Genomic DNA, 19,471 nt, shown 5'->3' with positions numbered 1-19,471 from the left:
TCCGCGATCACCACCCGCGACCGCCGCTCGGTTCGCACCGACCTCACGAACAGCGCCATTGTCGCAGTCGCGAACGGCAGCGCGGGCCGGCGACCTCTCAGTCACCGGCCCGCGCCGGGCACGGCACGCCCTTCGAGGAGCACCGTGCCGAACTCGCTCAGCTCTTCCGGCGACGACGCGAGCCCAGGGTCATCGCGACACCGAGCACGATGAGAGCTCCGGCGGAGACGACCAGCGGCAGTGCCTCGTTGCCGGTGCGCGGCAGATCTCCGCCGCCCCCACCGCCGGCGCCGGGGCCTTCCTCCGCGGCGACGACCTCGAAGGATCCGGTCAGCGGATCCCCGCCCTCGCAGTCGACAGTGACGGCGTAGGTGCCGATATAGGATTCGACTTTCGACTCCTCGAGTCCGCGGACTCCGAATCGGGCCGCGGTGTCCTCGCCGACCTCGGCGGTCTGCTCGAACTTCTCGATCTCACCGTTCTGCGGGTCGACGGTCATCGTCGCCGTGGTGTCGGCGGTGCAGCCGGTGGCCGTGACCTGGACCCCCTCGTGACCGACGAAGGCTTCGGCCTCGATCGTCTGCGGATCGATGCTCAGCTCTCGTTCGGCGGGCTCTTCGGTGGGATCGTCGGTGGGAGTCTCCGTCGGAGGATCCGAGGGGCTCGTCGGCGGGTCCGTCGGATCGGTCGGCGGATCCGTGGGCTCTTCTGCGAGCTCGTAGCCCAGCGTGTGGACGGCGAATCCGATCGCGGGAGCGAAGATATCGAGCGATTCCTGGCTGACGTTCTCGATCGTGTCGGTGGGCTGGTGGTAGTTCGTATCGTGCTTCTCACCGACCGTACCGCCGAACATCTCGGCCTCCTCGGCGGTCTTCGTGCCATCGGCTCCGGAGAACAAGCCGCTGGATGGGATGCCGTTGTCGATGAACGCCTGGTAGTCCGAGCGACCGGAGAAGTCCGTGCCGACATTCGGCTGATCGATGCCGGCGAAGTAGTCGGTGAAGACCTTCTCGAGCTCGGCCGAGCCCTCGGGAACGGTGACGTCGTCGGGAATCGGCACATCGGAGCCGTCGGAGTCGAGCGTGCCGACGATGTAGTTGTCCGAACCGATCATGTCGAAGTTCATGTACGCCTTGATCTTGCCCAGTTCGGCCTCACCGAGGCTCTCGACGTACTTCGTCGAGCCCACGAGACCGACCTCCTCGGCGCCCCACCATCCGAAGCGGATGGCATTGTCGACCTCGGTCGGCTGCTCGGCGAGGGCCTCGGCCGAGGCCAGCAGTGCCGCGGAGCCGGACCCGTTGTCATTGGCACCGGGGCCTTCGGCGACGCCGTCGAGGTGAGCGCCGAACATCTGCACGTTGTCGTGGTCGCCGGCCTTGGTCTCGGCGATGACGTTCCACGTCTTCGAGGTGACGAACTCCGTCTCCAGAGTGAAGTCGGCCGTCAGGGTCTCGCCCTCTGCCGCCTCCTGGACTGCAGCGATCAGGTCGCTGCCGACGTTGTAGGTGACCGCGGCGGTCGGGGCGCCGTTCTCGATCCTCTCGCCGAGGGTCGCATTGAGCGCCTCGTCGGGGTTGGCGGTGTCGTTGTTGTAGATGATGACCGCGGCGGCCCCGGCATCGGTGGCGGCCTGGGTCTTCTCTCCGAAGGAGCAGGTTCCGCGGGCCACGAGCACGAGCGCGTACTCGGCGTCCGCATCGAAGTCTCCGGCCTCGCAGCCGAGCTGCCCGCCGGCCAGGTCGCCGTAGTCGTCGTCGACCGGCAGCGCCACGGGGATGTCGGTCAGCGGTTCTGTCGTGCCCTCTGTCAGGCTGGCCGGAGTGACCTCGACCTTCTCCCCGTCGACGCGGACATCGACGGTGTCGAAGGTCTGCTGCTCGACCTCGAAGGCCTGTCGTTCGACATCGAAGGCACCGGTGGCCTCGAGCGTGGCTTCGACGTACTCCACAGCCTCCTCATAGCCCGGAGTCCCGAGGGACCGGAACCCCTCGCCGGCGTGGGCGGTGGAGATGTCGGAGATCTTCTGCAGATGCTCCATCACGGCGGCGCCCGTGACGCCCATGTCCGTGTGTTCGGTCGGTCCGGCGGTTCCCGTCGCCAGAGCCGGGCTGACCCCGCCCAGAACCATGCCGGCCGCGGCGGTGACCGCGAGCCAGCTCTTCGTGCGCAACTTCATGGAGTTCCTTTCGCTCCTCGATCGTGCCTGCGGAATCGTATGGAACGGCGCGCCGGAGCCGACCGCCATGGTGTGCACTTTCACACCGATGTCGGCCTCGTCGGCTGCGTTGCGGGGAAGCTCGATTCTGACGTTCCGCCATGACCCGTCATTGGTAACGAATCACATTCTTCTATAACGAAACGGTGACACAATTCACATTGGGCTTTAATCTAGCCCACATCGGTGAGGTTTAATATCACGAATTGATAACAACCGGTCACCGAATGGTTTCGCGCCCGCATGCGCCGTCCTGGTTTCGCGCCAGCACGTCGAGTCGTTCCCATCCGCCTCCGCCTGCCTGCCGCCTCTGCGGCTCAGAACCGTGCGCTCGGGTGCCGGAATCCCTTCTCCCGGCTAGACTCGGACCAGTGACGACCAACGAATCCGCCGCAGGTGCCCAGCCCGCCTCACCCGACAGACGGACCATTCGCCGCTGGCAGCGCTACCTCGCCAATGAACGGCTCGAGGAGCGGGTGTACCGGGATCTCGCCGAACGCCGCACGGGCGAGGACAGAGAGATCCTCCTCAATCTGGCCACCGCGGAGTCCCGCCATCAGGAGCACTGGATCTCACTGCTCGGCGAGCATGCCGAGAAGCGCCGCTCGGCGGATCTCCTCACCCGCTGCCTGGCCTTCCTCGGCCGCATGTTCGGCTCCGTGTTCGTCCTCGCGCTCGCGCAGCAGTCCGAGACGAGCTCGCCCTATGAGGACGACGAGGCTGCTTCAGCCGAAATGGCCGCCGACGAACGCATCCACGCCGAGGTGGTCCGCGCTCTGGCCGCCCGCTCTCGGGCCCGGCTGTCGGGCAATTTCAGGGCCGCCGTCTTCGGCGCGAACGACGGACTGGTCTCCAATCTGGCCCTCGTCCTCGGCGTCGGAGCGGCAGGAGTGTCGAACACGGTCATCCTCCTCACCGGAGCCTCCGGACTGCTCGCCGGCGCCCTGTCGATGGGAGCCGGGGAGTACATCTCCGTGCGATCCCAGCGCGAGCTGCTCGAGGCATCAACCCCGGACCCCGAGTCCCGGCATGCCCTGGCCGATCTCAACATCGACGCCAACGAGCTCGCACTCGTCTTCCGCGCCCGCGGAATGGACGGTCGCGAGGCCGAAGCCCAGGCGAATCGCACGATCGCCGCGGCGAAGAACAAGCAGGCCCCGAAGCTGCCCGCCCTCGATTCCGGCGTCGACCGCGATGAGCTCGGCACCGGCCTCGGAGCTTCCCTGTCGAGCTTCTGCTTCTTCTCCTCCGGCGCGCTCATTCCGATCCTGCCCTATATCTTCGGGATGTCCGGTCTGCCCGCCGTCCTCCTGTCCGCCGGCCTGGTGGGCATCGCGCTGCTGTTCACCGGCGGCGTCGTCGGACTGCTCTCGGGCAAGGCCCCGGGACCGCGCGCGCTGCGCCAGCTCGGCATCGGCTTCGGTGCCGCCGCCGTGACCTATGCACTCGGACTGCTCTTCGGAGGTACCGCATGACCGACACGCTCATCCTCGTCGACCCGACGTCCTCGACGTTCGAGATCGCTGATCTGACAGCGCCGCAGCTGCCGGTCACCGACCTCTCTGCCCACCGCGGCGACGGGATCTTCGAAACCGTGCTCGTCTCCCGCGGTTCGGCCGGGACCACCATCGTCTCGCGGGAGCGCCACTTCCAGCGGTTCTGCGCCTCCGCCTCGGCCCTGAGCCTGCCCGAACCCGACCCCCACCTGTGGGATCGGGTCATCGCCGCAGTGATCGCCGAGGTGACCGCCGCCGACCCGAGCATCACCGAATTCGGGATCCGCTATGCGATGTCGCGTGGTGAGCAGCGCACGGACGGCGAGCTCCGGCCCCGCGGGTGGGCGTTCCCCGTCCCCGTGGACGAGCACATCCTCGCCGCTCGCGCACAGGGCGTCAGCGCCGTCAGTCTCGACCGCGGCTTCGACGCGTACATCGGCAGCAAGGCCCCGTGGCTGCTCATCGGGGCCAAGACCCTGTCCTATGCGGTCAACCAGGCAGCCGGCCGCTACGCCGGAGAGCACGGGGCCGATGAGGCGCTGTTCGTCTCCCACGACGGCGTCGTCCTCGAAGGCCCGACCGCGAACCTCATCATCCGACGCGGCGAGCGCCTGCTCACGCCCGACCCTGAGGCCGGCCTGCTCTCGGGCACGACGCAGCGGCTGATCTTCGATCATGCCGCGGAACTCGGACTGCGAGCGGAATACGCCGACCTCGGCCTCGAGGACCTCAAGACCGCCGATGGCGCGTGGTACGTCTCATCGATGCGCACGGCCGTGGCGCTGCGCGAACTCGACGGCAACACCCTCGCCGTCGACGAAGCGCTCACCAAGAGGTTTCAGGAGATCATCCGAGCCGGCTGACGCTCGCAGCGCGGCGGTTTCGCGCACCGCTTCTGTGCCGTTGGGCACCGTACGCTGCGGACTGCGTTAGTGTTGACTCGGACGGAACACGTCGCCCTCGGCGCAGCATCGCCGTGGGATTGAGCTTCAGAGGAAAGGACACGAGCATGGGAAAGCTCGCTTGGCAGATCATCGGCGTGGGAGCGCCCATCGCAGCCGCATTCGTCGCTCGCAAGACCCTGACCTTCGCGTGGGAGAAGTCGACGAAGCGTCCGGCGCCGTCGAATCCCGTCGATGACGAGATCTCGATGTCCGAGGCCCTGGCCTGGACGATCGTCTCCGGCGTCGGCGTGGCCGTGGCTCAGCTCGTCGTGCAGCGCATCGCCGCGAACACCGTGCGAAACAACTTCGGCGAGGAAGCCCTGCCGAAGAAGTTCCGCAAGCAGATCGAGGAGATCACCGACTGACCTCCTCGGCGGAGGCGGGCTCGGCCGCCGTCCCGCCTCCCCGGCTCGCGCCCGCCTCAGCCTGGACGACCTCGTGGACGAAGCACTGGTCGACGCCGGGTGGACCGTGCTCAAGGTGACCCGGAAGACCGATTACAGGCAACTGGAGGCGAAGATTCGACGCAAGCTGGGTCTGATGTGAGCACGACCGCCCGCTCCAGCACGCGATGAGCTGCGTAGGTGGGCGAAATGGGCGAATTCGCCGCAGGGATTTCCGCCCAGAACGACCACCTACGCGGGGGCTTCCGCCCAGAACGACCACCTACGCGGGGACTTCCGCCTAAGACGACCTCAACCGCAGACGCGGTCGAGGATCTCGGCCAGCCGCGCGGCGTCGATCTGCCCCGGTGCCGAGGCCTCTCCGATCTGCGCGAACGTCGCACAACTGCCGAAATCCGCACCCATGATCCGGCTGGTGCGCCCCAGAGCTCCCATCGAGATGCCGAGGACGGGCACACCCAACATCACATCAGCCTTCGCTGTCGCCGCCAACAGCCGGCAGACATCTGCCGGGGTCTGCGGCATCATCGCCGCCTTCGCCACATCCGCGCCGGCGTCGGCCATGGAGCGGAATGTCGCGAGCAGCGCCTCATACGAACCCGTGGACTCGAAGTCATGGAGCGAGGCGATCGTCGGGATGCCGTGTTCTCGCGCCGAGGCGATGAGCTCGCGGGCCTCGGCGCGATCGATCTCCACGTCGATTGCCACGGGAACCGCTCCCACCTCGGCGTCGGCCAGCCCCGCGATCAGGCGTCGGAGCACCTCGGCGTATTCGTCGGCTGCGATCTCGACGAGCCCGCCCTCGCCGGCGGTGCGCGCGGTCAGGAGCACCGGCAGACCGGCCGCGGCTGCCTGCGGCAGCAGCTCGAGAACCTCCTCGGCCCGTGGCGCTGCACTGCCGGGCACTTCCCCGCTGACCACCGCGGGTGCCTCGTCGTTCAGGGACCCACCGGCGATCGAGCGCGCGAGCAGCGGATCGATGCGCCATTCGATGACGTCGACGACGCCCGTCGCTGCCACCGCGGCACACTGGGCGGAGAGCTCCTCGGAATCGACGGCCTGGGTCGGCACGATCACGGCCGGTCGCGCCGGATTCCTCGCGGCGGGCGTTCCTGCGGCAGGATTGAGGAAGGGCAATGGCTTCATGGTTCAAGCGTAGGCGCTCGCTCGGCGCACGCAGGCGGGAGGACACGGATGGGGACGAGGGAAGCGCACACGATCAGCACACGCGACGGCTTCCCCATCGCGGTCCAGGACAGCGGCCCCGCCGAGGCCCCTGCACTGATGCTGCTCCAAGGCCAGGCGAACTCGCACGCATGGTGGGACGGTCTGCGCGAGAGCTTCGAGCTGCAGATGCGCACCATCACCTTCGATTACCGAGGCACGGGCGGCAGCCGAGGTGAGCTCGGCGAACTGTCGACCGCGAGCTTCGCCGCCGACGCTGCCGACGTGCTCGACCGCCTCGGCGTCGAACGGGCCGCCGTCTACGGCACTTCGATGGGCGGACGCATTGCGCAGATGCTCGCCGTCGACTTTCCCGAACGGGTGAGCGCACTGGTGCTCGCGTGCACGACTCCGGGCGGATCGCATGCTCTCAAGCGGGCACGCGAGGTCGGCCAGTCCTTGGCGCGGCTGCGCGGAGCGGAGCACTCGCGGTACCTGTTCGACCTGTTCTACACCCCGGCCTGGACGGTGACTCCCGAGTACAGCAAGCTGCTCGGCGACGATACGATGACCGCGGCCGAGTCAGCCGCTCACCTGCGCATCAGCGCCAATCACGATGCCTGGGACCGGCTGCCCGAGATCGAGGCGCCCACGCTCATCATCCACGGCGGCGAGGACCGGATGAACCCGGTCGCCAATGCCCACATCCTCCACGAGCGCATCGTCGGTTCTCGGCTGCTCATCCTCCCCGAAGGACGCCACGGATTCTTCGAAGAGTTCGCGGAGGTGGTCACTCCTGCCGTCGTCCGGTTTCTCATAGGGGCACTCGAGGAGACCTGCTGACAAGGTCACCTTCGGCATCAAGAATTCGCATCCGACAGCAAATCCGTTTACGGAACACCTAGGTGTTCCAACTGTTGATTATAACAATCAAGTAACGCAACGCTCTGCATTTCTCCAGGTCAGAAGCCTAGTCAAGAGCGCCACTCCGCATAAACCGGATAAAATCTCTACCGAAATTCCTGAACAAAACTACAATGGTCAATCAGATATCCGTGTGCGGTGAGGCGTGTTCGCAATCGAGCCAATCGGATCTGCGATCACCGAACCGTGCAAACGGGGGTGGGCCTCTCGTTCTTGCGGAGAGCCAAGAATGCAAGGAGGAAGCACATGAGCGTTGTCGTCAAGGCATCACATGTCTACAAAGTCTTCGGCAAACGGCCGAACGAAGTGATCAAACGGCTCGAAGAAGGCGCCGATCGCAAAGACCTCACCAAACTCGGCACAGCCGCAGTCATCGACGCGAGCTTCGAGGTCGAAGAGGGCGAGATCTTCGTCGTCATGGGCCTGTCGGGTTCCGGCAAGTCGACCCTGATCCGCACTCTCAACGGGCTCTGGGCGCCTTCCGGGGGATCCGTCGAGGTGCTCGGAACCGATATTTCGAAGGCGGACTCCTCGACTCTGCGGAAAGTCCGCGGCAAACATGTGTCGATGGTGTTCCAGCACTTCGCACTGCTGCCGCACCGCACCGTGCGAGAGAACGCCGCCTACTCCCTGGAGGTCCAGGGGGTGCCGAAGGCCGAGCGCATGGAGAAGGCGGAGGAATGGCTCAAGACCGTCGGTCTCGAGGGCTGGGGCGACAAATATCCCCAGCAGCTCTCCGGCGGCATGCAGCAGCGAGTCGGACTGGCGCGCGCACTGGCGGCGGAGACGGACATCCTGCTCATGGACGAAGCGTTCTCTGCACTCGATCCGCTGATCCGCCGCGAGATGCAGGAGCAACTCGTCGAACTGCAGTCCAAATTGAACAAGACCATCATCTTCATCACCCACGACCTCAATGAGGCGATGTTCCTCGGCGACAGGATCGCCGTCATGCGCGATGGCCGCATCGTCCAGATCGGAACCTCCGAGGAGATCCTCACACAGCCGGCCGATGACTACATCGCCGAGTTCGTCCAGGATGTCGACCGCACGCGAGTACTGACCGCCGCGTCGATCATGCGCGAGACCGAGGCCACGATCAGCATCGAGGCCGGCCCGCGCCTGGCCATGAAGACGCTTGAGGACAACAACTCCTCCGGGCTGCTCGTCCTCGACGAGAATCGCAGGGTGGTCGGGCTCGTCAGCGACCGCAACGTGGTCAAGGCCGCCCGCGAGGGGCAGCACACGATCACCGACATCGTGGAGAAGACGAACCTGTTCACGGTCAGCCCGGAGACTCCGATCTCCGAGCTCTTCGCTCCCAGCTCCACGGCCAAGGTGCCTCTGACCGTCGTCGATGAGAACCGGCGTCTGCTCGGGATCGTTCCCCGAGTGGCCCTGCTCAACTCCATGGCCGATCCGGGGCCGGCGACCGGAGAGATCCCACCGGTCAGGGAAGAGTCCGAGCCCGTGCTCGAATCGCCGAGCGCGGCTGAGGCTGACAGTGAGAACGGCGCCGCTTTCACCGACGAGCAGGCGGCTCCAGCAACGGCGGAAGCCGCGACCGCAGACGGACTGGTGGCCGACGGCGACAAGAACCAGGGAACCGATGCCGCCACCGGGGGCACGGCCGACGTAGAAGGAGGTAAGCACTGATGGACTTCATGAATCCGCGTCTGCCGCTCGGTGATTGGGTCAACGACTTCCTCACCTGGTTCACTTCCGCATTTCAGTGGCTGCTCGACTTCATCAACCTCGTCCTCGGCGGCCTCTACGACATTCTCTACCTCGTATTCTCATCGCCGGTCTACCTCATCATGATCGTCATCCTGGCAGCGATCGCGTTCTTCGCCGCCGGTTGGAAGGTCGCCGTCTTCACCCTCATCGGGTTCTACTTCGTCCGCGCCCTCGACCAGTGGGACAACACGATGTCGACTCTGGCTCTGGTCATCGTGGCAGTCCTCGTCGCACTGATCATCGCCATCCCGCTCGGCATCCTCGCCGCCAAGGTGAGCTGGGTGTCGACCGCGGTCAAACCGATCCTCGACTTCATGCAGTCGATGCCGGCACTGGCCTACCTGGTTCCGGCGATCCTCATGTTCGGCATCGGCCAGACACCGGGCGCGATCGCGACCATCATCTTCGCGCTGCCCCCGGGCGTGCGCCTGACCGAGCTCGCCATCCGACAGGTCAACACCGAGGTCGTCGAGGCCGGTCAGGCCTTCGGTGCCAGCCCGGGCCATATTCTGTCGAAGATCCAGATCCCCCTGGCGATGCCCACCATCATGGCCGGCATCAACCAGGTGATCATGCTCGCACTGTCGATGGTCGTCCTCGCCGGCATGGTCGGCTCCGGTGGCCTCGGTGGCGCAGTCGTCGGCGGCATCAGCGCCCTCGACGTGCCCCTCGCTGTCGAAGCAGGCCTGGCCGTGGTGGTCGTGGCGATCTTCCTCGACCGAGTCACCGCCGCTCTCGGAAAGAAGACCCCGATCGAACGCGCCCACAAGGCCGCGGCCGCGTGATCCCCATCCATTCAATTCGAGTACCGAAGGAGAGTCACATGAAAACGACAACCTTGACCAAGCTGGGAGGCATCCTCGCCGCCAGCGCACTTGCCCTCTCGGCGTGTGGAGCATCGAACTCCGGCGGCGAACCCGCCGGCGGCGGTGGCGACGAGACGAATGCCGACGGCAAGGACTGGTCCCAGTGCACACCCGGCGAAGGGTCGAAAGACGTCGCCGACCTCGAGGACGACGAGAAGACCGTGTCCCTCGGCATCTTCAACGGCTGGGACGAGTCCTACGCCACCGTCTACCTCATCAAGAACGTCCTCGAAGAGGACGGATACAAGGTCGAGACCAAGGAACTCGATGCCGGACCGATGTTCACCGGTGTGGCCAAGGGCGATATCGACTTCTTCACCGATGGCTGGCTGCCGCTGACGCACGAGAGCTACATCGAGCAGTACGGTGACAAACTCGTCGACCACGGCTGCTGGTACGACAACGCCAAGCTGACCATCGCCGTGAGCGAAGACTCCCCGGCCAAGGAGATCGGCGATCTCAAGGACATGGGCGATGAGTACAACAACATCCTCTACGGCATCGACGCCGGTGCCGGTCTGACGAAGACCACCAAGGAGAAGGCGATTCCCGAGTACGGGCTCGACAACCTCGAGTTCAAGATCTCCTCGACTCCGGCGATGCTCGCGCAGCTGAAGAAGTCGACAGAGGCCGGAGAGAACGTCGCAGTGACCCTGTGGCGTCCGCACTGGGCCTATGACGCCTTCCCGGTCCGGGATCTCAAGGACCCGAAGGGGGCCATGGGCGATGCCGAGCGCATCTTCAGCTTCTCAGGCAAGGATGCTGCCGACGAGCACCCCTATGTCTCGCAGCTTCTGCAGAACCTCGTCCTCGACGATGACCACCTGGCCAGCCTCGAGAACCTCATGTTCTCCGATGAGCACTACGGCGGCGACGACCACGAGAAGGCCGTTGCCGAATGGCTGAAGGACAACCCGGACTTCGTCGACCAGTGGAAGAAGGGCGAACTCGCCAAGTAACTGAAACCGAGCCGATGTGCTCGCCGCACCGATGAGGTTCGCATCAGATCGGAACCTCATCGATCCGAAGAACCCGTTCGGATCAGCCAGTGAGGAGGGTGTGCCGCGAACAGATGTTTGCCGCACACCCTCCTCATTTTTTGACAACCGATTGTGATCACATATGTCCTGAAGCAGCGACTCTCAGTTTCGGGACGAATCATCGAAAGGGAAATGAAATGGTACGTTCAACGATCCTCAAAGCCGGCAGCCTCATTGCGGCGTCTCTGCTCACCCTCTCAGCCTGTGGTGTGAGCAACAGCGGAGGCGGAGAGGGTGATAGTGCAGATTCAACGGCCGGCGACAAGGACTGGACCGCATGCGAGCCGGGCTCGGATTCCGAAGATCTCGACTCGCTCGACCCCGACGATGACAAGAACGTGACCTTCGCCGTCTTCAACGGCTGGGACGAGACTTACGCGAGTGTCTACACCCTGACGAATCTCTTGGAACGAGACGGATACACCGTCGAGATCAAGGAGCTCGAGGCGGGTCCCGCTTACCAGGCAGTCGCGGTCGGCGATGTCGACTTCCACATGGACATGATGATGCCGACTACGCATGCCTCCTACTACGAGACGGTCAAGGACGACGTCGACATCCAGGGCTGCTGGTACGGTGCGGCACAGAACACCATCGCAGTGAATGAGGACTCACCGGCGAAGACGATCGAGGACCTCAAGACGATGGCCGACGACTACGGCAACACGCTCTACGGCATCGAAGCAGGAGCCGGGCTGACCAAGGCCACGAAGGAGAAGGTCATTCCCGACTACGGATTGGAACAGCTCGAATACAAGATCTCGTCGACGCCGGCGATGCTCGCACAGGTGAAGAAATCCACCGATGCCGGCGACAACATCGCGGTCACGCTGTGGCACCCGCACTGGGCATACAGCAAGTTCCCGATGCGCGACCTCGAAGATCCGAAGAACTCACTCGGCGATAAGGAGATCCTCTACAATCTCGGCAATAAGGACTCCGTGAAGAAGTTCCCATATGTGGCGCAGGCAGTGAAGAACTTCGCGATGACCGAAGACCAGCTCGCTGATCTCGAAGCACTGATGTTCTCGGAGGACGAGTACAACGGCGAGAACCTGGAAGACGCCGTCGCCGAATGGCTCGATGAGAATCCTGACTTCGTCGACGACTTCCGAGCAGGAAAGCTCGTAGGCTGATCGAGACGACCACACCGCTCGGCCGTGACTCACGGGTCCGAGAACTCCGCCGAGGTGAAGGGAGCCGAGCTTTGGAAACCTCCGACTGCGCGTTCGCCGCACTCGGCACTCCCGTAGGCCCCATCATCGTGAGCACTGACGGTCACTCCATCGTCGGACTCGAATGGGACGCGACCGCCGAGGCGACCGACCCGGAGCGCGGACGGGGCCGGACCGAAATCGGCGACGGCTCCCCCGTTCTGGTCGAGGCGATCGCTCAGCTGCGCGCCTACTTCGACGGTCACCTCGGCGATTTCGACCTGCCGATCGACTTCGGACCGATCTCGGACGTCGCACGGGCGGTGCTCACGACTCTGGCCGAGACCGTCGCAGCCGGGGCCACCGTCACCTACGGGGAACTCGCCGCGGCCAGCGGCACGGGCATTCCGGCCCGTGCCGTCGGCGGGATCATGGGCCTCAACCCGATTCCGATCATCGTCCCCTGTCACCGGGTCGTCTCAGGTGCCGGCCTCGGCGGCTATTCGGGTGGGCTGCCCGGGAACGAGATCGAGACCAAGCGTCGGCTGCTCGAGTGGGAGGATGCGCTGCCGCAGCCGCTGTTCTGACCACGGAGCGCCCGGGCCGGGGCCGGACGGACAGACCGGCCCCGGCAGCCACGCGCATCACCCCTCGAACAGGCTCTGCCCGATATAGCCGTCCTCGGACGCGCCCGGCGGAATCGCCCACACCGTCGAGCCGATCGGCGTGGTCCACTCATTGAGCAGATCGACCTCGGCGAGGCGGCGCTGGATCGGCAGGAACTGCCGGTCGATATCGGCCTGGAAGGAGGCGAACAGCAGGCCCGCACCCTCTCCGGCACCGGTGTCGTAGTTGAACGTGCGCCGGTGGATCTGCACCTCCGGCCCCAGCCCGTCGCGGGCACGTGCCACGTGTGAGGCCTTCGAGATCTTCGTCAGTCCCCGTGCGTCGACGGCGGTGAAGTCCGGAACGTCGAACTCGTCCGTGCCCGATAACGGGGCGCCGGTGTCGAGGGTCCTACCTGTCGAGAACTCGCGGGCCGGCCGGTCGGCCTTGTCCCAGGTGTCGAGGTTCATCGCGATGTCCCGCAGCACGAGCGTCGTCCCTCCTCGCAGCCACGGCGGCAGATGCGCCCCGAGGTCGGCCGGCGGCTCACCCCGTGCCGAGAACACCGCGTCATCCACCGCACGGCCGCTCCCCCAGACGATCCGCTCGAAGTCCTCCGACTCGGGCCCGGGGTTGGCCGTGCCGTCGAGCTGACCGAAGAGGTTCCGCTGAGTCCGCCCTTCTTCCGAGCTGCCGTAGGCGCGGCGGAACCCGTCGCGCTGCCAGGCCACCTCGGCGAAGGTCCGCGAGTCCTTTAACAGCATGCGACACGCATGCGCCGTCGTCAGCCGGTCGTCGCCGCAGATCTGCAGGAGCAGGTCGCCCGTGCACCGATCGGGGTCGAGACGATCGATCGTGAATCCTTCCAGCGGCCCCAGCCAATCGGGCACATGCTCCTCCCCCGCCAGGGCGACGAGTCCGGGCTCGAAACCGAAGGTCACCGTCAGCCGGGCGGGATCGGCGGCGAGTTCGGCTTCGGAGTCGGCCAGCGGCGCCTGTCCCTGGGTCAGGGCGGCCGCGTCTGCGGTGAGCAGACGCAGCCACCGGATCGCCTCGGCGGCCTTCATACCAGGTCGAAGCGTGAACGCGAGGAAATGCGCATAGGCCTGGGGCGGAGTCTCGACTCCGGCCTGACGGGCTCCGAAGAACGGCTCGACGGCCGCCCCGTTCGCTCCGTCCTGATCCCGCTGAGGCGGCTCTCCGCCACCTGCAGGCTCACCCGTGGAACCGGAACCAGAGCCGTAATCGGCTCGGCCGAGGCCGAATCCCGCGGCTCCGATGAGTCCCGCCCCGCCGGCCGCGGCCGCCGAGGTGATGAGACCGCGACGACTGAAACCGGTCCGGCCCGACTCAGTGGTCACCGTGGGCTCCGTGGTCCGAGTTCCCGGACTCCTCGTGGCCTGACTCCTCGTGGCCGTCGTGGGCTCCGGCGGCTTCGCCCGGAGCGTAGTTCTCCTGGGCCCCGGAGTAGTCCTTCGCCACTGCCGTGGCCTCGATGGTCTGATCATCGGCAGTGACGAGTTCGAGGGTGATCTGCTCGCCCGGCTCGATCGCCTTCTGCAGGCCCATGATCATGATGTGTTCGCCACCGGGTTCGAGCCTGAGGCTCTTCCTGGCCGGGACGACGAAGCCTCCCTTCTTCTCCTGCATCGACATGCCGCCTGAACCGTCCTCGTTCGTCTCGTGCAGTTCGACGGACTTCGCGTCCGGATACTTCACGGCCACGAGGTTGATGTCGCGGTCTGTGCTGTTGTGCAGTTCGCCGAAGACCGCCGTCATCCCGTCGTCGGCGGCCTTGACCCAGGCACCGTCGAGGCTGAGGGCATCGGCGTCGATCTGGGAGGCGGCGGCCGAGCTCGGCTCCGAGTCGGCGGCCCGGGTCTCGTTCTGGCCGCAGCCGGACAGACCGAGGACGACGGCGAGGGGCAGGGCGATGGCCAGTGTGATGTTCTTTCGCATGTTGTCTGCACTTTCGTTTCCTGGTGCAGTCGAGCACGGCCGGGTCCGGAATCCGGCGCCGAGGAGGTGCCGCAGGCGTGCTTGAACGCAGGCGTGTCTGCAGCGCAAGCACGCGTGAGCGCAAGCCTCACGACCGGGCGAAGAGTTTCCGGACGGAGCGCTGCCGTTTCCCGGCGCTCGACTGTCACCGCATGGTGGGTGGTTCACGGTGGCATTCACCACCGGAAAGAGGTGTCAGACGAGTGCGGGCGGCCCGCGGCGATAGTTCGCTCCGACCACTGCCGAGGCGATCGCCTGCGGCAGCGGGCACCGGCTCGCGAGCAGTCGGGCCGGTCGGTCGGCCAGGACTCCGGTCGCCTCGGCGAGGGCATGCAGGGCACCGATCACGGGGCCCAGAGCCAGCTGCAGGATGCTGAGGACGATGTCCTCACCGCGCTTGAGGACCACCGCGGTGAGCGCAACAGCGGCGAGGTGGGCGAGGATCATGCCGGACGAGGTGTTCCCGTGGGTCGAATGGCCCACCGCCGCGGTCGCAGAACTCAGATCAAGGGACCCCGAAGCGGGGACGAGATGCCCGGAGTGGGTTCCCGAGGCCATTGAGCCGTGACCGGACCCGCCACTCGCCGAGGCGGGGTGCGCGCCCATCTGTGCGCCCGAGGACCAGCTCATCGTCAAGTGCATGAGCACCTGCCCGAGACCGAGCAGGGCGCTCAGGCTGAGATATCCGAGACGTCGACTCGCGAGGATCATCGCCGCCCAGAGCACGAGGACGAAGACGACGGCAGTGCCGATCGGCGAAGCACTTCCTCCGGCGCCGATGTGCACGAGCAGCGCCAACTGGGTCGTGACGAGCGCGGCGAAGAGCGCACGCGCGGATTTCGTCCATCCGGTCATGCGTCCTCCTCTCGGGCCTCGGTCAAGCTGCGGGTGTCCGACGGTGGTCACGCTCTCACAGCTGAACTCTCAGCCCACTCACGCATTCTACTCAATGTAGAACTTCGCGAGCAACGGAGCGTCCCTGCATCCGCTGTCAGGTGTCGGCGGTCTTCTCGACCCTGGCATCGCCCCTCACATGCCGACTCATGTGCCCACTGTCCACAGCAATGGACCCGTTTGTGGTCACTGCACCGAGGCGAAACCACATTTCTGCCGATTTCACCTCGGTGCAGTGACCACAACCAGGATTCCCGACTCGGCCCACTCGCCTCCACAGGTCCACTGGACTCCGGAAGTCATCCACAGCCTCCCCGCGGGCCCTTTCCGACTGGAACCCACGATCGTGAGGATACGAGGATGAACGGATACACAGACAAACGCTCTGCACCGCGACTCTTCCTGTCCGGCGACGCCGCACGCCACGGGATCAGCGAATGGAAGCTCCGAGCCCCCGAACCGACCGAGCGCGTGATGTACGGGATTCGCGCGGACCCGAATCGCCGGGTCACACGCGTTGCGCCCGAGTGGGCAGACGACGAATGGGACCGCATGGGGCTCATGCTCCGCGCCCTCCAGCTGAAGTACCCGCAGGTCGCCGCCAGCCACGCATCAGCCGGCGTGCTCTACGGACTGCCGCTTCCCCGCGGCAGCATGGACGGACAGCTGCACGTGTCCGTCGATGATCGGAACCTGCGAATCCGTCGTGCCGGAGTCGTCCTGCACCGTGTCTCCGACTTTCAGCGAACGAACGTGTTCGGCCACCAGCTGATGACCGGCCCTTCGCTTTTCCTGCAGTTCGCCGCTTCCCTCGATGTCCCGTCGTTGGTCATGATCGGGGACGCGATGATCGGGAGATGGCATGGACCGAGGCTGTGCACTCTCCCTCAGCTTCGGGGACACTTCACATCCCGTAAGTCGGTGAAGAATCGACGGCGCGTCGAGCAGGCGCTTGCTCTCATCCGACCCGATGTCGACTCCCCGAAAGAGACCGAGCTCAGACTGTGGATCATTTCGGCCGGTCTGCCCGAGCCCGAGATCCACCCCCGGATCTTCTGTGAGCAGCTGAACACAGCGATTCGACCGGATCTCGGCTACGTCGCAGCACGGTTGGCGATCGAGTACGAAAGCGATTTCCACCGCACCGACGCGCGCCAGTGGAATCTGGACATCGACCGGGAGAATGCGCTCGAGCACGAAGGCTGGGCGCTCATCAGAGTGACCTCCCGCACCGATCGGCGCAGGCTCGAGCGGCAGATCCGCGCTCACCTCGAACGCGCCCGCCTCACCCACTGACAGTCGGCCTCACCCACTGACGGTCGGCCTGGAACGTCGACCAGCCCTGGAACCTGGGCCGAACGTGGGACGGCCCACGAGCGTTTGTGGTCACGGCGCCGAGGCGATTGCGACTTTTCGGCCGTTGCTCCTCGGCGCTGTGACCACAAACGGGGCCTCATGGCGCATACGAGCAAGGATGCGCGATCGGACCTACATCCGCAGCCAGGTGTCGGCGGTCTTCTTGACCATGGCGCCGGCCTCCTCGGCGGAGTCCATCCAATCGACGGGTTCGCCCTTGAGGTCGGTGGTGGAATCGGAGAGGACGATGACGTCGAAATTGCACACGAGCGCCGCCATCGCCGAGCCGTAGACGGCTCCGGGCGCAGCGTCGGCACCGGCGATGACGATGCGGTCGACGGCCATGTCGTGCAGACCGGGAGCAAGATCGCTGATGCTGTCGAAGACATCGGGGCCCTCCGAGCGGAGAACGAGATCCTCCTCATCGGGTACGAAGACGCTCAGCTCCTCATCCGGAGTCTCCGCGAGGGACTCCTTCGTGGAGGCGAAGATGAGCACGCCTCCGACTGCGCGAGTGCGGGTGACGATATCGCCGAGGGTCTCCATGGCGTCGTCATTGGGGTAGCTGGCGTCGTCGGTGTCGATGAGGAGCAGGGCATCCATACCTCAATCGTGCCATGTCGCGCCCGTCCAGGCACACACCGAGGCCGGCCGGGAATCAGCCGCTCGGAGATCTCATCCCGCGATCCACGATTCGCGGATGCCCATGTCCGGGTCCAAGAGCAGGAATTCGGCAGGCATGCCCACCGCGAGCAGTTCGCCGTCCACGGACGAGTCGAGCCCGAGAGCGCGCAGCGGCACCGACGTCGCTGCCCGGACGGCCTCGAACGAGCTGAGCCCGACCTCGGCGACGGCGCGTTTCACCGCCTCTTCCATGGTCAGGGTGGAGCCGGCGATCGAACCGGGCGAGCCGTCCGCAGTGACGAGCCTGGCCACCGAGTCCTCGACGACGACCGGCAGCGAGCCGAGCTCATAGCGCCCATCGCTCATCCCGGTCGCAGACATCGCGTCGGTGATGAGCACGATGCGTCCCGGAGCGAGGTCGCTGAGCATGCGGGCCGCCGGCCCGCTCACGTGCACACCGTCGTTGATGAGTTCGAGCGACACGTGCGCGGCCTCGACGGCGGCGAGGATCGGGCCGGGGGCACGGTGGTGGATGCCCGGCATCCCGTTGAAGGCATGGGTGAGGATGCTCGCGCCTACGTCGAAGGCGGCTGCTGTCTGCGCATAGTCGGCCGCGGTGTGCCCGATGGCGACCCTGACCCCCGCCGAGGTGAATCGAGCGATCGCGTCGAGGGCGCCCGGGAGCTCGGGGGCGAGAGTGATCTGGACGAGTCGTCCGTCGGCTGCGGTGATGATCCGCTCGACCGCGTCCGGGGTGGGCGCGGTGAGGACCTCGGGTGCATGCGCGCCTTTGAAGTCCCGGGACAGGAACGGCCCTTCGGCGTGGAGGCCGATGACGCCGGGGCGTTCGCGGGCGGCGTCGGCGCCTTCGGCCAATGCTCGGCAGAGCCCGTCGATCGTGTCCGAGACGTAGGAGAGCGCGAGCCCGCGAGTGCCGTGTGCTCGGTGCACGGCGAGGATCTGCTCGAGACCGGCACGGCCGTCCTCCGCGCTGGCGCCGCCGGCCCCGTGGCAGTGGATGTCGACATAGGCGGGCGCGACATAACCGGCCGCACCGTCGATGATGCGGGCATCGGGCGAGGCCGGAAGGTCCTTCCACCCGGCACCGCGCCCGCGTGCGATGACTTCTCCGCCGGTGACGGCGATCCACGTATCCGCCGAGGAGGCCCGGAACCGAGACGGTTCGCCGTCGAGGACGACCGTGTCGTGGATGACGAGCTCGGCGGCGTCTGCTGCTGCGGGCATCAGCTCTTCCCTCCCGTCGGAGCGAGCTCGACTTCGAAGCCGGCTGCGATGAGTTCATCGCGGCCGCTGTCGCTGAGATGGTCGTCGGTGATGATCGTCTGGAACACGTCGGCACCGCCGACGGAGGCGAAAGACCGGCGACCGTACTTCGAGGAGTCTGCGACGACGATCGCCCGTTCGGCCCGTTCGGCCATGAGCCGGTTGACATAGGCTTCGTCCACGTTGGCCGTGAGTCCTCCCCCAGTGGCGGAGATCGCGTGGACGCCGACATAGGCGAGATCCAGCCAGATGCTGCGCAGCACCCCGTCGACGAAGGATCCGACGAGTTCGAAGCTCGAGGTGTTGATGACTCCCCCGCATACGATCACTCTGACTCCAGGGTGGACGGCGAGCCGGTTCGCGATGTCGACAGCGTTGGTGACGATCGTGAGGTCGGCGAGGAGGTCATCGCGCTCGCTGAGGGCGTCGGCGACCATGAATGTCGTCGTCCCGCCGGAGAGCCCGACGACGGACCCCGGACGGATGCGATCGACCGCGGCACGGGCGATAGCGGTCTTCGCCTCGGTGGCGGCGGCTTCCTTGTAGCGCAGGGAGAGTTCGTAGTCGACGGCACGCCGCGTCGCCCCACCGTGGGTCCGTTCGACGAGCCGACGCTGCTCGAGCAGGCCGAGGTCGCGGCGGATCGTCGCCACGGAGACCTCGAGTTCACCGCTCAGCGCCTCGACCCCGACCGAACCCTGCTCGTCGAGCCTCGCCAGAATGGCATCGAGGCGATCTTCACGCGTGCTCATACGCCAAGCT

Annotated in this window: 18 protein-coding genes; 10 read left to right on the top strand and 8 right to left on the bottom strand. The window is 66.0% G+C overall.

Annotation, left to right across the window (positions count from 1 at the left end):
• Positions 1 to 157: 157 nt before the first annotated feature.
• Positions 158 to 2,179 (bottom strand): M28 family peptidase, encoded by a 2,022-nt coding sequence (locus IHE57_RS01560; protein WP_209370319.1) that lies wholly within the window; start codon positions 2,177 to 2,179, stop codon positions 158 to 160.
• Between the two features lie 410 nt (positions 2,180 to 2,589).
• On the opposite strand from IHE57_RS01560, the gene IHE57_RS01555 reads away from it, so the two are divergent.
• The 3 genes from IHE57_RS01555 (at position 2,590) to IHE57_RS01545 (ending at position 5,023) form a co-directional block, all read left to right on the top strand.
• Positions 2,590 to 3,693, top strand: a complete 1,104-nt coding sequence (locus tag IHE57_RS01555; RefSeq protein ID WP_209370317.1) for a VIT1/CCC1 transporter family protein — start codon at positions 2,590 to 2,592, stop codon at positions 3,691 to 3,693.
• Positions 3,690 to 4,577 carry an aminotransferase class IV gene (locus IHE57_RS01550; RefSeq protein WP_209370315.1) on the top strand — a complete coding sequence of 296 codons (888 nt, stop codon included), beginning with the start codon at positions 3,690 to 3,692 and terminating at the stop codon, positions 4,575 to 4,577. The genes IHE57_RS01555 and IHE57_RS01550 overlap by 4 nt, the downstream gene beginning before the upstream one ends.
• Before the next feature lie 146 nt (positions 4,578 to 4,723).
• Positions 4,724 to 5,023: a DUF4235 domain-containing protein gene (locus IHE57_RS01545; RefSeq protein WP_039211970.1), complete on the top strand. Its 300-nt coding sequence runs from the start codon at positions 4,724 to 4,726 to the stop codon at positions 5,021 to 5,023.
• Between the two features lie 330 nt (positions 5,024 to 5,353).
• Here the strand turns inward: IHE57_RS01545 and aroD are convergent, their stop codons facing one another.
• The gene (gene aroD, locus IHE57_RS01540) at positions 5,354 to 6,208 is read right to left on the bottom strand and encodes a type I 3-dehydroquinate dehydratase (RefSeq protein WP_209370313.1); all 855 of its coding nucleotides are present in this window, start codon (positions 6,206 to 6,208) and stop codon (positions 5,354 to 5,356) included.
• A gap of 48 nt (positions 6,209 to 6,256) precedes the next feature.
• On the opposite strand from aroD, the gene IHE57_RS01535 reads away from it, so the two are divergent.
• The 6 genes from IHE57_RS01535 (at position 6,257) to IHE57_RS01510 (ending at position 12,534) form a co-directional block, all read left to right on the top strand.
• Entirely contained in the window at positions 6,257 to 7,069 is an 813-nt protein-coding gene (locus tag IHE57_RS01535) for an alpha/beta fold hydrolase (RefSeq protein WP_209370310.1), read from the top strand.
• A gap of 327 nt (positions 7,070 to 7,396) precedes the next feature.
• Entirely contained in the window at positions 7,397 to 8,806 is a 1,410-nt protein-coding gene (locus IHE57_RS01530; RefSeq protein WP_209370307.1) for a quaternary amine ABC transporter ATP-binding protein, read from the top strand.
• Entirely contained in the window at positions 8,806 to 9,672 is an 867-nt protein-coding gene (locus tag IHE57_RS01525; protein ID WP_209324262.1) for an ABC transporter permease, read from the top strand. Before IHE57_RS01530 ends, IHE57_RS01525 begins: the two co-directional genes overlap by 1 nt.
• A gap of 38 nt (positions 9,673 to 9,710) precedes the next feature.
• The gene (locus IHE57_RS01520) at positions 9,711 to 10,712 is read left to right on the top strand and encodes a glycine betaine ABC transporter substrate-binding protein (RefSeq protein ID WP_209370303.1); all 1,002 of its coding nucleotides are present in this window, start codon (positions 9,711 to 9,713) and stop codon (positions 10,710 to 10,712) included.
• Positions 10,713 to 10,930: 218 nt separating this feature from the next.
• The gene (locus IHE57_RS01515) at positions 10,931 to 11,929 is read left to right on the top strand and encodes a glycine betaine ABC transporter substrate-binding protein (protein WP_209324264.1); all 999 of its coding nucleotides are present in this window, start codon (positions 10,931 to 10,933) and stop codon (positions 11,927 to 11,929) included.
• A gap of 71 nt (positions 11,930 to 12,000) precedes the next feature.
• Positions 12,001 to 12,534: a methylated-DNA--[protein]-cysteine S-methyltransferase gene (locus IHE57_RS01510; protein ID WP_209370298.1), complete on the top strand. Its 534-nt coding sequence runs from the start codon at positions 12,001 to 12,003 to the stop codon at positions 12,532 to 12,534.
• A 57-nt stretch (positions 12,535 to 12,591) separates the two neighbouring features.
• On the opposite strand, the gene IHE57_RS01505 is transcribed toward IHE57_RS01510, so the two are convergent.
• The 3 genes from IHE57_RS01505 to IHE57_RS01495 all read right to left on the bottom strand — a co-directional run bounded on the left by IHE57_RS01505 (position 12,592) and on the right by IHE57_RS01495 (position 15,406).
• Positions 12,592 to 13,914 (bottom strand): Dyp-type peroxidase, encoded by a 1,323-nt coding sequence (locus tag IHE57_RS01505; protein ID WP_366933822.1) that lies wholly within the window; start codon positions 13,912 to 13,914, stop codon positions 12,592 to 12,594.
• Complete coding sequence (locus tag IHE57_RS01500; RefSeq protein WP_253719822.1) at positions 13,904 to 14,512, bottom strand: copper chaperone PCu(A)C; 609 nt, start codon at positions 14,510 to 14,512, stop codon at positions 13,904 to 13,906. The genes IHE57_RS01505 and IHE57_RS01500 overlap by 11 nt, the downstream gene beginning before the upstream one ends.
• A 234-nt stretch (positions 14,513 to 14,746) precedes the next feature.
• Positions 14,747 to 15,406, bottom strand: coding sequence for a hypothetical protein (locus tag IHE57_RS01495; RefSeq protein ID WP_209370292.1), 660 nt, complete (start codon positions 15,404 to 15,406; stop codon positions 14,747 to 14,749).
• 399 nt (positions 15,407 to 15,805) lie between these two features.
• Here IHE57_RS01495 and IHE57_RS01490 point away from each other — a divergent pair, with 399 nt between their 5' ends.
• A complete protein-coding gene (locus tag IHE57_RS01490; protein ID WP_209370290.1) occupies positions 15,806 to 16,741 on the top strand; it encodes a putative endonuclease domain-containing protein in 936 nt (311 codons plus the stop codon).
• 192 nt (positions 16,742 to 16,933) lie between these two features.
• Here IHE57_RS01490 and IHE57_RS01485 read toward each other — a convergent pair whose 3' ends face one another.
• From IHE57_RS01485 to IHE57_RS01475, 3 genes are all read right to left on the bottom strand, one after another.
• A complete protein-coding gene (locus tag IHE57_RS01485; protein WP_209370288.1) occupies positions 16,934 to 17,404 on the bottom strand; it encodes a cysteine hydrolase family protein in 471 nt (156 codons plus the stop codon).
• A gap of 72 nt (positions 17,405 to 17,476) precedes the next feature.
• On the bottom strand, positions 17,477 to 18,670 hold the full coding sequence (locus tag IHE57_RS01480) for an N-acetylglucosamine-6-phosphate deacetylase (RefSeq protein WP_209370285.1): 1,194 nt from the start codon (positions 18,668 to 18,670) through the stop codon (positions 17,477 to 17,479).
• On the bottom strand, positions 18,670 to 19,461 hold the full coding sequence (locus IHE57_RS01475; protein ID WP_209370283.1) for a DeoR/GlpR family DNA-binding transcription regulator: 792 nt from the start codon (positions 19,459 to 19,461) through the stop codon (positions 18,670 to 18,672). The genes IHE57_RS01480 and IHE57_RS01475 overlap by 1 nt, the downstream gene beginning before the upstream one ends.
• Positions 19,462 to 19,471 lie beyond the last annotated feature (10 nt).

The organism is Brevibacterium renqingii (assembly GCF_017808105.1).
Lineage (GTDB): Bacteria > Actinomycetota > Actinomycetes > Actinomycetales > Brevibacteriaceae > Brevibacterium > Brevibacterium renqingii.
Note: the sequence above shows the minus strand (reverse complement) of the source record. Positions and strands in the feature narration are given on the sequence as shown.